At 64.8% G+C, this 13,887-nt stretch carries 10 protein-coding genes; 5 read left to right on the forward strand and 5 right to left on the reverse strand.

What is annotated here, in order from left to right; translation table 11 throughout:
* Positions 1-3: 3 nt before the first annotated feature.
* Genes ABWV23_RS12885 through ABWV23_RS12900 form a run of 4 tightly spaced genes read left to right on the forward strand, consistent with a single transcriptional unit; the run spans position 4 to position 4,886 of the window.
* Complete coding sequence (locus tag ABWV23_RS12885; RefSeq protein WP_353348350.1) at positions 4-1,368, forward strand: amidase; 1,365 nt, start codon at positions 4-6, stop codon at positions 1,366-1,368.
* On the forward strand, positions 1,365-2,906 hold the full coding sequence (locus ABWV23_RS12890; RefSeq protein WP_353348352.1) for an ABC transporter ATP-binding protein: 1,542 nt from the start codon (positions 1,365-1,367) through the stop codon (positions 2,904-2,906). The genes ABWV23_RS12885 and ABWV23_RS12890 overlap by 4 nt, the downstream gene beginning before the upstream one ends.
* A complete protein-coding gene (locus ABWV23_RS12895; protein ID WP_353348354.1) occupies positions 2,896-3,948 on the forward strand; it encodes an ABC transporter permease in 1,053 nt (350 codons plus the stop codon). The genes ABWV23_RS12890 and ABWV23_RS12895 overlap by 11 nt, the downstream gene beginning before the upstream one ends.
* On the forward strand, positions 3,945-4,886 hold the full coding sequence (locus tag ABWV23_RS12900) for an ABC transporter permease (protein WP_353348356.1): 942 nt from the start codon (positions 3,945-3,947) through the stop codon (positions 4,884-4,886). Before ABWV23_RS12895 ends, ABWV23_RS12900 begins: the two co-directional genes overlap by 4 nt.
* 221 nt (positions 4,887-5,107) lie before the next feature.
* Here the strand turns inward: ABWV23_RS12900 and ABWV23_RS12905 are convergent, their stop codons facing one another.
* Positions 5,108-6,214 carry an isocitrate/isopropylmalate dehydrogenase family protein gene (locus ABWV23_RS12905; RefSeq protein WP_353348358.1) on the reverse strand — a complete coding sequence of 369 codons (1,107 nt, stop codon included), beginning with the start codon at positions 6,212-6,214 and terminating at the stop codon, positions 5,108-5,110.
* A 484-nt stretch (positions 6,215-6,698) separates the two neighbouring features.
* On the opposite strand from ABWV23_RS12905, the gene ABWV23_RS12910 reads away from it, so the two are divergent.
* Positions 6,699-8,186: an aldehyde dehydrogenase family protein gene (locus ABWV23_RS12910; RefSeq protein WP_353348360.1), complete on the forward strand. Its 1,488-nt coding sequence runs from the start codon at positions 6,699-6,701 to the stop codon at positions 8,184-8,186.
* Between the two features lie 15 nt (positions 8,187-8,201).
* Here ABWV23_RS12910 and ABWV23_RS12915 read toward each other — a convergent pair whose 3' ends face one another.
* The 4 genes from ABWV23_RS12915 to ABWV23_RS12930 form a co-directional block, all read right to left on the reverse strand.
* The gene (locus tag ABWV23_RS12915) at positions 8,202-9,110 is read right to left on the reverse strand and encodes a LysR family transcriptional regulator (RefSeq protein WP_353348362.1); all 909 of its coding nucleotides are present in this window, start codon (positions 9,108-9,110) and stop codon (positions 8,202-8,204) included.
* A 67-nt stretch (positions 9,111-9,177) separates the two neighbouring features.
* Positions 9,178-10,671 (reverse strand): sugar ABC transporter ATP-binding protein, encoded by a 1,494-nt coding sequence (locus ABWV23_RS12920; RefSeq protein WP_353348364.1) that lies wholly within the window; start codon positions 10,669-10,671, stop codon positions 9,178-9,180.
* A gap of 3 nt (positions 10,672-10,674) precedes the next feature.
* Positions 10,675-11,766 carry an NHL repeat-containing protein gene (locus ABWV23_RS12925; protein WP_353348365.1) on the reverse strand — a complete coding sequence of 364 codons (1,092 nt, stop codon included), beginning with the start codon at positions 11,764-11,766 and terminating at the stop codon, positions 10,675-10,677.
* Complete coding sequence (locus ABWV23_RS12930) at positions 11,763-13,877, reverse strand: ABC transporter permease (protein ID WP_353348367.1); 2,115 nt, start codon at positions 13,875-13,877, stop codon at positions 11,763-11,765. Before ABWV23_RS12930 ends, ABWV23_RS12925 begins: the two co-directional genes overlap by 4 nt.
* Positions 13,878-13,887: the final 10 nt, after the last annotated feature.

A 13,887-nucleotide genomic window follows, 5' to 3' on the forward strand; every position in this document is an offset into this window, starting at 1 on the left:
AAGATGACCCGGATGAATGACGATGCCGTCGGTCTGGCGAAGGCGATCACGGAGGGGCGTCTGACCGCTGCGGATGCCATGGCCGCCGCCCGCGCCCGGCTGGACGCGGTCGCGGATCTGGGGGCGGTCTGTTGGCAGGCTCCGGACGCGGAGGTGTCAGAGGCGCAGGCCGGGCCGTTTTCCGGTGTGCCGCTTTTGGTGAAGGACCTGGGCGGCCCCTTTGCCGGTATCCCGATGCGGGCCGGATCGGCAGCGCTGGCCCGGATGAAGGGCGCCTCGGACAGTGATCTTGCGGTGCGGTTTCGCGGTGCCGGGTTCCGGCCCTTCGGCGCGACAACGGTGCCTGAGTTCGGCTTGTCTCTGTCGAGTGAACCCGCCGTCGGACCGATCTGCCGCAATCCGTTCGACCCGTCGCGGATTGCCGGAGGATCGTCGGGCGGCAGTGCGGTGGCGGTCGCCGCGGGAATCGTGCCGTTGGCCCATGCGACCGACGCGGGCGGCTCGATCCGGGTGCCGGCCGCCTGTTGCGGGCTGGTCGGGCTGAAACCGTCGCGGGGGGCCATTCCTGCAGGTCCGGGCTTTGGCAATCACCTGGGGGGAATCGCCACGGAATTCGCGGTCACGCGATCGGTCCGGGACGCGCAGGCGCTCTGGCCCTGCGTGACAGGCGGGGCGCGAGGGCCTTATCCCGACCCGGCCCAGTTCGCGGACAAGGTCCCGTTGCGGATCGGCGTGGTATCGGATGCGCGCGGGATCGACCCCACGCGCGCCGCAGCCATCCCCGCCGCCGCCGCCGCACTTGAGAAGGCCGGTCATGTGTTGATCGACATTCCGGCCGCTGACCTCTCCCCGATCCGCCGCGCCTCGGCCCGCGCCTTTGAACGGATCATCGCCGCGAACCTGGCGACGTTGGCGACCTCCGGCCTCGACCCCGCACAGACCGAGCCACTGACCCAGGCGTTCATCGAGCGTGGCCTGTCCATGACCGCACCCGAGCTATGGGCCGCCCAGGAGGGCGGGGCGGCCGCCGCCTACAAGCTCTGGTCCGTGTTCGACCGGGTCGATGTGCTTTTGTTGCCGATGTTGTCCTCGGCGCCGCCGCCGCTTGGCGCTTTTCCGATGGACCATCGCGACGGGGCCACGCAAATTGAACGGATGGATGGTTTTGCCCCTTTCGCGGCCCTCGCCAACGTCACCGGCGCCCCGGCCCTTTCGCTGCCCTTCGGCGCAGATGATGCCGGTCTGCCGCTGCCGGTGCAGCTGATCGCCCCGCTCGGGGGTGACCTGCGGCTGCTGACGCTTGGCGCGGCGCTTGAGGCCGAGGGCCGCTGGCAGCATCCGATCCCGCTCTTCGGAGGTGCCTTGTGACCCGCGTGCTCGACCTCTCCGGCATAACCAAGCGGTTCGGCCATGTGACCGCGAACGAGAACGTGTCGCTGCATCTCGACAAGGGAGAGATCGTCGCGCTCCTGGGGGAAAACGGGGCCGGGAAGACCACGCTCATGTCGATCCTTTTCGGTCACTACGTTGCCGACGAGGGCACGGTTCGGGTCGAAGGGGCCGAACTGCCGCCGGGCCGGTCCCGCGCGGCGATCCGGGCGGGCGTCGGCATGGTGCACCAGCATTTCGCGCTGGCCCCGAACCTCACCGTTCTGGACAACGTGATGACCGGCACCGAACCCCTGTGGAAGCTGCGCTCGGACCGGGCGGCGGGGCGGGCCAAGCTGGTCGCCCTGTCCGAGAGGTTCGGCCTGAAGGTCGACCCGGATGCCCGTGTCTCGGATCTGTCGGTCGGGGAATGCCAGCGGGTCGAGATCCTCAAGGCGCTGTATAACGACGCGCATATCCTGATCCTGGACGAGCCGACCGCCGTGCTGACCGCGCAGGAGGCCGAGAGCCTTTTCGCCACGCTGCGCCAGATGACCGAGAACGGGCTGTCGCTGATCTTCATCAGCCACAAACTGCACGAGGTCATGTCGGCCTCGGACCGGGTTGTCGTGCTGAGACAGGGCAGGGTGGTGGCCACGCGGCGCACAAGCGAGACCACCAAGGAAGAGCTGGCCGAGCTGATGGTCGGACGCAAGGTCGACCGTCCGTCGCGCCCGCCCGCGACACCGGGCAAGGTCCTGCTCGAAGGGGTCGATCTGAGCCTGTCGGGCAAGGGCGGCGCGTCGCTGCACGACGTGTCGTTCCGTTTGCGGGCCGGAGAAACACTCGGCATCATCGGGGTCTCCGGAAACGGCCAGACAACCCTCGCCGGGCTGGTGTCCGGCCTTTATCCACCGGACAGCGGCGCGCTCATGGTCGATGGTCAGCAGGTCACTGTCTTTGACGTTCCCCATGCCATCTCGGCCGGTATCGGGCGCATCCCCGAGGACCGCAACGCCGAGGGTACGATCGGCGACATGACCACCTGGGAAAACGTGGTGCTGGAACGGATCTGGTCGCCAGACTTCTCGTCTCGCGGGATGGTCCGCCGTGCCGCCGCCCGTGCGGCCACGGAAAAGATCATAAAGGCGCATGACGTGCGCGGCGCCACGGTCGACGGGCGCATTCGGCTGCTGTCGGGTGGAAACATGCAGAAAATCATTCTTGGGCGCGTTCTGGATGCCGAACCGGATATCCTTGTTGCGGCGCAGCCCAGCCGGGGTCTGGACGAAGGGGCCATCGCGGGCGTTCACGAACGTCTGCTCGAGGCGCGGGGACGCGGGGCAGGGGTGCTGTTGATCTCGGAGGACCTGGACGAGGTGATTGCGCTGTCGGACCGGATCCGCGCCATCGTTGGCGGCAGGCTGTCGCCGGCCATCCCGGCGGATCGGGCGAATGCGCAGATCCTGGGGTTGATGATGGCGGGCGACTGGTCCGCGGCCGGGGCCATCGAGGCGGAGACAACGCATGCGGTTTGAACGTCGGGAGCACCCGTCACGCCTGCTGACGATCATCGCCCCGATCGGCGCCATATTGGCGGCGCTCATCGTGGCGGGGCTGTTGATCCTGATCGCGGGGGCGTCCCCCTTTCGCGCCTATGCGCTGATCCTCAAGGGGGCCTTCGGATCGCGCCTTGGGCTGTCCGAGATGTTGACGCGGGCGACGCCGCTCATCCTGACCGGGTTGGCGGCGGCGGTCGCGTTCCGGGCGCGGCTGTGGAATATCGGCGGCGAGGGGCAGTTCTATCTCGGCGCGCTGGGGGTGGCGGCCTTCGGGATGATCCCGGCTGTGGCGGTCATGCCTGCGGGTCTGGCCATCGTATTGTGCCTGCTGGTGGGGGCCGTGGCGGGCATGGTCTTGTTGCTCATCCCGCTCGGTCTGCGGTTGAAGTTCGGCGTCGACGAGGTGGTGACGACCCTGTTGCTGAACTTCGTCGCGGTGCTGTTCGTGTCGTTGATGATCGAAGGGGCGATGAAGGACCCCCTTGCCTTTGGCTGGCCGCAGTCGGTGCCTGTGCCCGACAGCGCCGTCCTGCCCAAGCTGGTCGAGCGCACCCGCCTCCACGTCGGCCTGCTGATCGCGCTGGCCATGGCCGTCGCGGTCTGGTGGCTGCAATCGCGCACGGTCTTCGGCATCCGCGCCCGCGCCGCCGGGCTGAACCCCCGCGCCGCCGCCTTTGCCGGCGTGCCGCTTGGCCGGACCCTTGTCATGGTGGCCTGCCTGTCGGGCGGGCTGGCGGGCCTTGCCGGGGCGATCGAGGTCATGGGGGTCAAGGGCTATGTCACCACCGACCTGTCGCCCAACTATGGCTATTCCGGGATCGTCATCGCGATGCTGGCCAACCTCAACCCGATCGGGGCGATCTTTGCCGCGCTGTTCTCGGCCATCATGTTCGTTGGCGCCGACAGCATGTCACGCGCGCTGTCGATCCCTTCCTACATCGCGGACGTCACCGTGGCCCTATCGCTGCTGACCATGCTGGTCGCGATCTTTCTGGCACAATACCGGGTGCGAAGATGAGTGTTCTGTTCGATATCCTCGGCTCGGTCGGCATGTGGGAGGCCGTGCTGCGCATTGCCACGCCGCTGATCTTCGGAACGCTCGGCGTTCTGCTTTGCGAAAGGGTGGGGGTGCTGAACCTCGGGATCGAGGGGATCATGACCTTCGGCGCCATGCTGGGCTGGCTGACCGTCTATTCCGGCGGGGATCTCTGGACCGGCATGCTGGTCGCGGCGCTTGGCGGGGCGATGTTCGGATTCCTGCACGCGCTGCTGACCGTGCCGCTTGGCCTCAGCCAGCATGTGACGGGTCTCGGCATCACGCTTTTCGCGTCCAGTTTCTCATACTACGTCTTCCGCCTTGCTGTCCCGACGGCTTCGTCTCCGCCGACGATCGAGCCGTTCCGGCCGCTCGACATCCCGCTGCTGTCGGATGTGCCGTTCATCGGGCCGGTGCTGTTCAACCAGACCGCCCCAACATACCTGGCCCTAGTCCTGGTCGGGATGCTGGTATGGCTCCTTTACCGCACGCCGCTTGGCCTCGCGATCCGCATGGCGGGCGAGAATCCGCATGCGGTCGACGCGCAGGGGATCGACCCGATCTGGCTGCGCATCGGCACCATCATGGCGGGGTCGGCCCTGATGGGCATGGCCGGCGCCTTCCTGACCCTCGCCGCCTTCAACTCGTTCTTCCCGACGATGGTGCAGGGGCGCGGCTGGATCTGCGTGGCGCTGGTGGTCTTTGCGTCGTGGAACCCGGCGCGGGCCCTGTTGGGGGCCCTGCTTTTCGCGTTCTTCGATGCGTTTCAGCTGCGCCTGCAAACCGTGGTCGAGGGCGTGCCCTATCAGTTGTTCCTGATGCTGCCCTATGTCCTGTCCATCGTGGCGCTGATCGTGATGGCGCGTAGGGCGCGGGTGCCACAGGCGCTGATGCAACCCTATCGGCGCGGCGAGCGATAGGGTTTAGCGCGCATCGTCCGTCTCGTCGGTTGCGCATTGGAACGCCACCGCGCCCTCGCACACACCTTGTGCCAAGGCCGGCGCGTGGCCGGCCGACCGGACCTCCTCCTCCCGTCACGGGGAGCGGACGGCACGGGCATAAACGCCGAAAGGGAAGGCGTCCTCGAAGATATCGGGTCGAGGCGCCGTTGGCCTTTCAACCACTCTTCAACAGGGCTGCTTCATGCGGTGATGGGTTCTTTGGACGCCAACGCCTGGCACAGGAAATCCGTCACCTCCCGCGTCGTCGCGCTGCCCTTCAGATCAGTGGTGAGACAGCCCGCGCTCAACGCGCCCTCGGTGACGCGGCGGATTCGGCCTCCCGCGTCCAGGAGCCGCTTATCGTCATGCTTGCGCCCCAGCCAATCAAGCATCGCCGCAGCGGAGAGCACCATGCCATAGGGGTTCGCGATTCCCCGCCCGGCAATATCCGGTGCCGACCCGTGCGAAGGCTGGAACAGCCCATTGTCGGCACCCACTTCGGCCGAGGGCGCCATGCCAAGGCCCCCGATGGTTGCCGCCGCCAGATCGGACAGAATGTCGCCGAACATGTTCTCGGTTACGATGATGTTGAAATGGCCCGGACGCTGGACAAGATACATGGTCATCGCATCGACGATCACATGTTCCGCCTCGATTTCCGGGTAGTCCTTGGCGACTTCGTCAAAAACCGCACGAAAGAACGCATAGCTGCGCAACACGTTTGCCTTGTCGCAACAGGTCACGCGGCGAACCCCATCCGCCGGGGCGCCATCGGACAGGCGTGCCAGTTCAAACGCCTTGCGCACGATCCTTTCGATCCCCTTGCGGGTCTGGACCAACGTATCGACCGCCACGTCACCCCGCAGCACCGAGCCGGCGCCGCGCGCGGCATAGAGGCCCTCGCTGTTCTCGCGAACGATGACATAGTCGATTCCGCCAGCCGGGATGCCGACCAGCGCGCTCTCGACCCCGTCATACAGGCGGATGGGCCGGATATTGGCATAGAGGTCGAGGCCAAAGCGTAGCTTGAGCGAAAAATCGACCCCGGCCTCGGTGCCATCAGGATGGACCGCACCCGGCAGGCCAGCGGCGCCATGCAAGATGGCGTCGGCCGCGCGACAGGCTTGCGCCGTCTTCTCAGGCAGGCTTTCACCGGTGGCAAGGAAATGCTCTGCTCCGGCTGGATACTCGATAAACCGCAGGATGCCCGTACCGAGCGTTGCATCGAGAACCTCGATGGCCGCGCCGCACACTTCCGGGCCGATGCCGTCGCCATGCACGACCGCAATCTCGTAACTGTCTTTCATCTCTACTCCTCCTCCAGAACGCCGGCAACGGCGCCCCCTGCTTCTGCCGGGTCAACAGGTCGACCGGACCTGTGACGCCCACGGCGCCTCTCGCGTCACGGACCATGGGAAAAAGCCGGCAACTTGGACAGTCCGATTATCTGAACGCAGGATTAGGTTTTCTTTCGACGGGGTGCGCGCCCTGGTGCGGACCCTCCCTCGCAAAGGCAAGAACAAGTCCTCCGTGGGCAATTCGGATTGAACCGCGATTTGTTGCATCAGGCTGAAATTGCTTGGCGGTTTCGTCACCTTGCGGTGCCGGTGTTGTCGGAACCTCGCCAATCACTCACGGTCAGCGGCGATCGCCGATCCCGGCTGACAGTGCCCGTTCCTCGGGGCATCGCATTATCTGAACGGGGTATCAGCTTTCCCCGTTTGTGAGCCCGACGCGGCCGACGCATGATCGTCCACCGGATCGGAGGCGCCATCAGGCGGAGGGAGACGAATGACAAACTGGCAAGACCGCGCGACCGCGCTCTACAACGGCGGCTTTCGCCCCATGTTCATCGGTGGTCAATGGTGCGAGGCGCGCTCCGGCGCGGTGATCGAGGCGCGTAACCCCGCAGATGGTTCGCTGCTGGCCACGGTGCCCAAGGGCGAGGCCGCCGATATCGACGCCGCCGTCGTGGCCGCGCGCGCGGCCTTCGAGGGGCCGTGGTCCAAATTCACCCCCTTCGAACGGCAGGCGCTGTTGCTGCGCATTGCCGACAAGTTCGAGGAAGAATGGGAAACCCTCTGCCTGTCCGATACGCTCGACATGGGCATGCCGATCCAGCGCACCCTGGCCAACAGCCGCCGGGTTCTGGGCATGCTGCGTTTTTACGCGGGGCAGGCGGTGGCGATCCATGGCGAGACCATCCCCAACTCCTTCCCGGGCGAGATCTATTCGCAGACCGTGCGCGAACCGGTTGGGGTGGTCGGGGCCATCATCCCGTGGAACGCCCCGATCGCCGGGTCGATCTGGAAGATCGCGCCGGCGCTTGCCACCGGCTGCACCGTGATCCTGAAACCCTCGGAAGAGGCCTCGCTCACCGTGCTGCTGATCGCGAAGATCATGCAGGAGGCCGGGCTGCCCGACGGGGTGCTCAACATCGTCACCGGCCATGGCGCCGACGCCGGCGCGGCGCTGGCCGCGCATCCCGGCGTCGACAAGATCGTCTTTACCGGATCCACCGCCACCGGGCAGGCCATCGCCCGGGCGGCCACCGGCAACCTCAAGCGGGTCTCGCTCGAGCTGGGCGGGAAATCCCCGGTGATCGTCTGCCGCGATGCCGATATCGACAAGGCCGTGCCGGTCGCGGCGATGGCGGTTTTCGCCAATTCCGGGCAGATCTGCATCGCCGGTTCGCGCCTGTTCGTGGCGCGCGAGATCCATGACGAGTTCCTGCGCCGGGTGGCCGATTATGCCGCCAACCTGCGGATCGGCCACGGCGTCGAGGAGGGCACGGATATCGGTCCGATCATCTCGGCGCGGCAGGCCGAGCGCATCGCCGGATACCTCGCCGCCGGGCCGCAAGAGGGGGCCGAGGTGCTCACCGGTGGCGCCCGGGCCGAGGGCGCGGGGCTTGACGGCGGCCATTTCTTTCAGCCCACCGTGTTCGGGGGCGTGACCGACGAGATGACCATCGCGCGCGAGGAAATCTTCGGCCCGGTGATCTCGGCGCTGCCCTTCGACACCATCGACGAGGTGGTCGAGCGCGCCAATGCCACCCCCTACGGGCTGGCCGCCGGCGTGTTCTCGACCCACCTGGGCACCGCGCACAAGCTGGCGCACCGGCTCAAGGCGGGCTCGGTCTGGGTCAACATGTACCACGCCATCGACCCGGCGGTGCCCTTCGGCGGCGTCAAGATGTCCGGCTACGGCCGCGAGGGCGGCACCGAGCACATGGAAGAATACCTCGATACCAAGGCGATCTGGATCAACGCGGATTGAGAGCCTCTCGGGTTCTCAACAGGCGTCATTGGCATCGCGGCGTAACTCGGTTCGGATAAGCTCCATCAATTGTTCGGAATAGTTGTGATGCACATAGCCACGCGCGGTGATGATCCCCACCGCGCGTTCGGCCCCATCATCCAGCAGAGGGACGACCCGAAAGGACGTGGCCGGCAACATCGGGACGGCAATAAAGGGAACCACCGCCACTCCCAACCCGGCGGCGGCCAGAGTCATCGCGGTATAGGCGTATTTCACCTCGTACTGGATGTTCAGTTTGACATCGCCACCGATCCGATCCAGCAGCGCACGTGCCGCTGTTTGACGATCAAGCAGGATCAGTGGGAACGACGCGATATCGGCCAGTGAGAACCCGTCAGCCCCTTCATCGAATTCCGTGGGAACACAAACGGCAAATCGGTCCCGCAGGATCGGCTCGAAATGGAATTCCGTCATGTTCGGAACTTCCGGCCCGACATAAAGCTCGACTTCCTGCTCTTGCAGAAAGGTCAACGCAGCCATCGGCGGGGTTTCCTTCAGGTCGATGACCGACCGGGGATAGCGCAGCTTGAACGTTGCGAGGATATTGCCCAACCGGGTGGCGGCCAGCGTCGGCGCGCAGCCGATGCTCACGTGGCTGCGCCGTTGCGCCGCCACATCCGACAACCGATCGAGACCCGTCTGAACGTCAGCCATCGCCGAGCGTACCTGCTCGTAGAGCATTTCGCCGGACGGGGTCAGGTTGGCTGATTGCGGCGTGCGGACGAACAGGCTCACGCCGACCTGTTCCTCCAAGTCCCGGATCTGCATCGACACGGCAGAAGGCGAGCGGTTGCTCTCTTCGGCGGCGCGGCGGAAGCTGCCATGCTCCGCCGCCAGCAAAAAGGTCTGCAGGAGTTTCAGGTTGACGTTGTTCGCGCTCATCGCCAACCAGATCTCCTTGCCGCATGGATCTCGGGGCGGCCCGAAGAGCCAGATGATGTCTGCAAGGTCAGTGGACCGCCGCGAACATGATCTTCTCTTCCGACGCCTGAGATGCCAGTATCTCTTCCACGATCTTGCCCCGCTTCGCAACCAGGATACGATCCGACACGGCCATGATCTCGGGCAGGTAGGAGGAAATCACGACCACGGCAAGGCCCTGGTCGGCCAGATCCTGGATCAATTGATGGATCTCGACAATGGCCCCCACGTCGACCCCGCGCGTGGGTTCGTCGAAGATGATCAGCTTGGGCTTCTGGATCAGGGATTTCGCGATCACCACCTTCTGCTGGTTGCCCCCCGACAGTTCGATCATCCGGGCCCGCTCCGAAATCGCGCGCAGGTGCAGTTTGCCACCCCATTCCCGCGCCAGTTCCGCCGCACGGCTCATTGTCACGGGCGTAACCGGGTTCGAGGCTGTCGACAGCTCCGCCAACAGCATATTCTGACCGGCGGTCATGGTTTCGAAGAAGCCATCGTGCTTGCGGTCTTCGGTGACATAGACGATGCCGTCCCGCATTGCCGGCCTCGGCACGCGATAACGCACCGGTTTGCCATTCAGCCGGACCTCGCCGCCGTGCATGAAGTCGCGCTTCATCACGCCGGACACGATCTTGGCCATCTCGGTCCGCCCGGCGCCGACCAGCCCGAAGATTCCCGTGACCTGCCCACCGAAAACGGAAAACGAGGAATTGCGCACGATCCCTGCGCAGGACAGGTTCTCGACGCTCAGGACCTTTTCACCGTAGGGGCGCGGTTCGCGCTTGGTGACTCCATGCAGCGTCTCTGTCAGGTTGCGTCCGACCATCGCTTGCACAATGGATTCCCGCGTGAATTCCGTGGCATCGGCCGTGGCCACCAGTTCGCCATCGCGCAGAACCGTGATCCGGTCGGAGACTTCCAGGGCCTCTTCCAGCGCGTGGCTGATGAAGACGATCGCGACGCCCTTGGCCTTCAACCGTTCGATCAGCGAAAAGAAATGCCGCTTTTCCTCGGGCGTGAGAGTCGCGGTGGGTTCATCAAAGATGATGACCCGCGCGTTGTGGTGGACCGCCCGGGCAATCTCGACCATCTGCTTCTGTGCCGCGCCCAGCGTCGAAACCTGGGCGGTCGGATCAACCTGAAATCCCATGCTGACCAGGAACTGCCGCGCTTCGATGTATAGGCCGCGCAACCGGTTGAACGCCTTTTCGTCACCCAGGTAGATATTTTGCGCCACGGTCATTGCCGGCACCAGGTTGGTTTCCTGGAACACCATGGCAACCCCGGCGCGCAGCCCTTCCGAGGGTGCCCCGAAGCTAACCTCGGTCCCGCCGAGCAACAGCTTGCCGGCATTCAACCGATAGACCCCGGCCATGACCTTGGTCAGTGTCGATTTTCCGGCCCCGTTCTCACCCAGCAGAGCGTGAATCTCGCCCTTGCGCAGCGTGAAGTCGATATCCTTGAACGCGGCGATTCCGCCAAAGGATTTTGTCGCGCCCTGCATTTCAATGATGTTGTCCACGCCTCACTCCTCCCGTGCCACGTCGTCAAGTCGCAGGATCCGCCCCGCGCCGCGCGAGGCGACATAAAGTGCATCTCCCCGTTCGCAGACCGAGACGCAGCCGTGCGCCGCCCCGTCCGCACGCGAATGAAAGCTGCGGATCGCGCGCATCTTCGGGTCGCATTGCACCACCAGCCCATAGGAGCGGGTCGCTGCATAGGGTTTCAGCACGCCCATCTGCTTGAGCTGGCTGCCCTGCATCGGTTCCCTGAACGAGTTTCCAGAGGAGAGCGAGGGTGCCATCCAATAGGCTTCGGGCACTTCCGCCAGCATCCGGCCGCGATAGGCATCCTCCCGCAGGATGAATTCCACGAGCTGGTTGCGCACCGAGTAGAAGCTCAGCCAATAGCCGGCGTTCACCGCCGGGGCGATGCGGGCAGGATAGGCCGGAAGATGCTCCAGAACCGGTGTGCTTTGCCCGGTCTCCAAGTCGACCGAAAGGATCCGGTGCCGCCAGCTTTCGGCGATCCAGATCCGTTGCGACCCGGTCATTGCCACGCCGGACGCCCAACCCAGCCCGCCCAGGATACGCGCGGCTTTGCCGCTGGCGAGATCCAGCCGCCACAGGCTGCCGCTGCGGCGTTTCTCCATCAGGTCTCGGCGCCAGTTGCCCGCCGCATTGTCCTCCGACCCCTCGGTCGCAAGCAAGGTGGTCCCGTCCAGAAAAGCCAGAGATGTCGGGTGCTTTGGTCCCACCCCTGCCATGCCGTCAAAACGATGGCCATCAAACTGGCCGCCATGGATGACGACACCCTGACCGTCGACACCGATGGCGAGCATGCCCTTGCCACCGGCCATGGCGCTGACCGGCGCGGGCAGGTCCAGGAGCGTGGTTGCCACGCCCTCGACCCAGTCCAGGCGCCGAACCTCGGCCCCCGCGGAACAGACCAGCCCCTGGTCTGTGGCAACAAGGTTGTCCGCATCGGGAACTTGGGCAAAACGCCCGGCCTCGTCCAGCGCCGCGTTGGGCATCAGCGGCCCGTCCAGGATCGGTACCGTGATTGCGGCCTCGCCGCGGCCCAGGCGACGGTCGATGAAACGTCGGATCGCATTCATGCAGGTTTCCCCCAATAGGTGTCTACCCCGCACCAGTCCTGGTCCGCGTCGGGCAGTTTCAGCGTCCCCATCCGGTTGTTGAAGATCCCGCACAGATAGAGCGTACCCTTGTGTTCGCGCATCGAGGTGATCATCGGGTGTTTCTGACCGCCCAGATCCCACAGGCTCTCCAGGATTTCCCCCTTTTCGTTGAACTTGAGGACGCAGCCGGTGTTCAGGTTCGGCATCAGCCAGGAGTCCTCGGACACCCGCCGCGCCATGCGCCGGCGAAAGCCCGGCATCTCCAGCGAAAGGTCCAGCGCCGGGGTCCGCGAGCCCATGAGCGCAAGCCAATAAGTCCCGTCAGACGCGCGGTTGATATTGTCGGGATAGCCCGGCAAGCCCTCGATCACGCGCTCCAGCTGTCCCTTCTTGGGTCCTGCGTAATAATACCGGTTGATCCGGCAAGCCCAGCTCTCGGCAAAGAGCACCGACTCTCCGTCGTAGGAGGTGCAGACTCCGTTGGGAAAGATCAGGTTGTTCAGGATGGTGCGCGTTGTCTTGGTTTTGGGATCAAAGCAGATCAGCCGCCCATTGCCCCGGCTTTCCAATGCATCGGCATACCAGTCGTGCATCTCGAACCGGACCGTTGCCTCGGAAAAGACGATCCGCCCATCGGGAAGCACGTCGCAATCATCTGCGAGCTTCATCACCGAGTCATCCGCGACTGATGTCCAACTCCGGTTGGTTTCCGCGGTTTGCAGGCTCACCTCGCCCTCGGGCGTGATCTGGTAAAGTCCCATGCCGCCAACACAGACCGACATGTTGCCCTGTTTGTCGAACAACATGCCCATCGGCGCGCCGCCGATATGGGCAAACACCTCGTGTCGCGTGTAATCGGGCGGGAACCAGCGCAGAATATCGCCATGGCGCGAGCCGGTATAAAGGTTGTCGTTGCGGTCGAAGATCACGTCCTCGGCCCCATCGAGAATGCCCAGGCCGATGACACCCACGTCCTTCAGCCGGTCATTGGGCTTCATCGGACCTTCGTCGGTCGAAATCGCCGGGGGCATCTTGTTGAAGGTCGGCGAGACATAGACCGCGCGCAACAGTTTGTGCCGGTTCTTGACCCACCGCACGTCGAGGAACACGGCGGCAACCAGGATCAGGCCCAGGAGCAAGGCGTTGACCGGCCCCGGAATACCCAGAGACAGCAGAGAGTTCGACAGCATGAGGACGAAGACCGTCCCCATCAAGGCCTTGGAAACCGATCCGCGCCCCCCGCCCAGCGAGATACCGCCAAGCACCGTCGCGGTCAGCGCCTGAAGCTCGAGTCCCGCACCGATGTCAGAGGCCGCCGACCCAATGCGGGCCGAGAACAGAAAGGCCGCCAGAGCCACGAAAGCGGAACAGACGACATAGGCCGAAAATACCGTCCAGCGCACGTTGATCCCGGCATTATGTGCCGACCGGCGCGCGCCACCCACGGCCATCAGACGCCAGCCATAACGCCCGCGCGACAGCAGGATATGCAGCGCGACCGAGATTGCCGCCATCAGCAGGAATGAAACCGGAAGCCCCCAGACCTGTCCGATACCCAGAAACTCGAACCAGCCCGACTCGGGATAGTTCATGACAATGTCGGTCGACACCTCGGGAAAGACGATGTCAAAGATCGACCGATAGATGATCAGCGTGACCAGCGTGGTCAGGAAGGCCCGCATCCGCAGAACGCCCACCATCAGACCGTTGATCATGCCGCAGATCACCCCGACCCCCAGCGTCGCCAGCAGGCCGGTGGTGAAACCGGCCCCTTGCACGTTCATCACATAGAGCGCGGTGGTTACGGTAAGGGCAAAGGTGGAACCGACCGAAAGGTCGATCCCACCCGAGATCATCACAATGGACAATCCCAGGACAATAAGCCCCAGTTCCGCCACCTGAGCGGAAAGAATGGACAGGGTGCCGAAGTCGAAGAACCGGGGCACGATGGACCCGAAGATCGCGATGATCAACACCAGCGCGAAAAAGGGGATCGCGCTGTCTGACCATTTCTTGTTCAGCAATTCGCCCATGACGTGATCTGGCAAAAACCGATACCGCCATCGCACAAGGGTTTCCGTGAAGCTCATTCCGGGAGTC

Origin of the sequence: Aquicoccus sp. SU-CL01552 (assembly GCF_040365005.1) — a bacterium.
Classification (GTDB): domain Bacteria; phylum Pseudomonadota; class Alphaproteobacteria; order Rhodobacterales; family Rhodobacteraceae; genus Antarcticimicrobium.

Bases quoted from the DNA above. Each gene is read 5' to 3' on its own strand.
- ABWV23_RS12885 (WP_353348350.1), top strand. From the start codon at position 4: ATGACCCGGATGAATGACGATGCCGTCGGTCTGGCGAAGGCGATCACG.
- ABWV23_RS12895 (WP_353348354.1), top strand. From the start codon at position 2,896: ATGCGGTTTGAACGTCGGGAGCACCCGTCACGCCTGCTGACGATCATC.
- ABWV23_RS12900 (WP_353348356.1), top strand. From the start codon at position 3,945: ATGAGTGTTCTGTTCGATATCCTCGGCTCGGTCGGCATGTGGGAGGCC.
- ABWV23_RS12905 (WP_353348358.1), bottom strand. From the start codon at position 6,214: ATGAAAGACAGTTACGAGATTGCGGTCGTGCATGGCGACGGCATCGGC.
- ABWV23_RS12910 (WP_353348360.1), top strand. From the start codon at position 6,699: ATGACAAACTGGCAAGACCGCGCGACCGCGCTCTACAACGGCGGCTTT.
- ABWV23_RS12915 (WP_353348362.1), bottom strand. From the start codon at position 9,110: ATGAGCGCGAACAACGTCAACCTGAAACTCCTGCAGACCTTTTTGCTG.
- ABWV23_RS12925 (WP_353348365.1), bottom strand. From the start codon at position 11,766: ATGAATGCGATCCGACGTTTCATCGACCGTCGCCTGGGCCGCGGCGAG.
- ABWV23_RS12930 (WP_353348367.1), bottom strand. From the start codon at position 13,877: ATGAGCTTCACGGAAACCCTTGTGCGATGGCGGTATCGGTTTTTGCCA.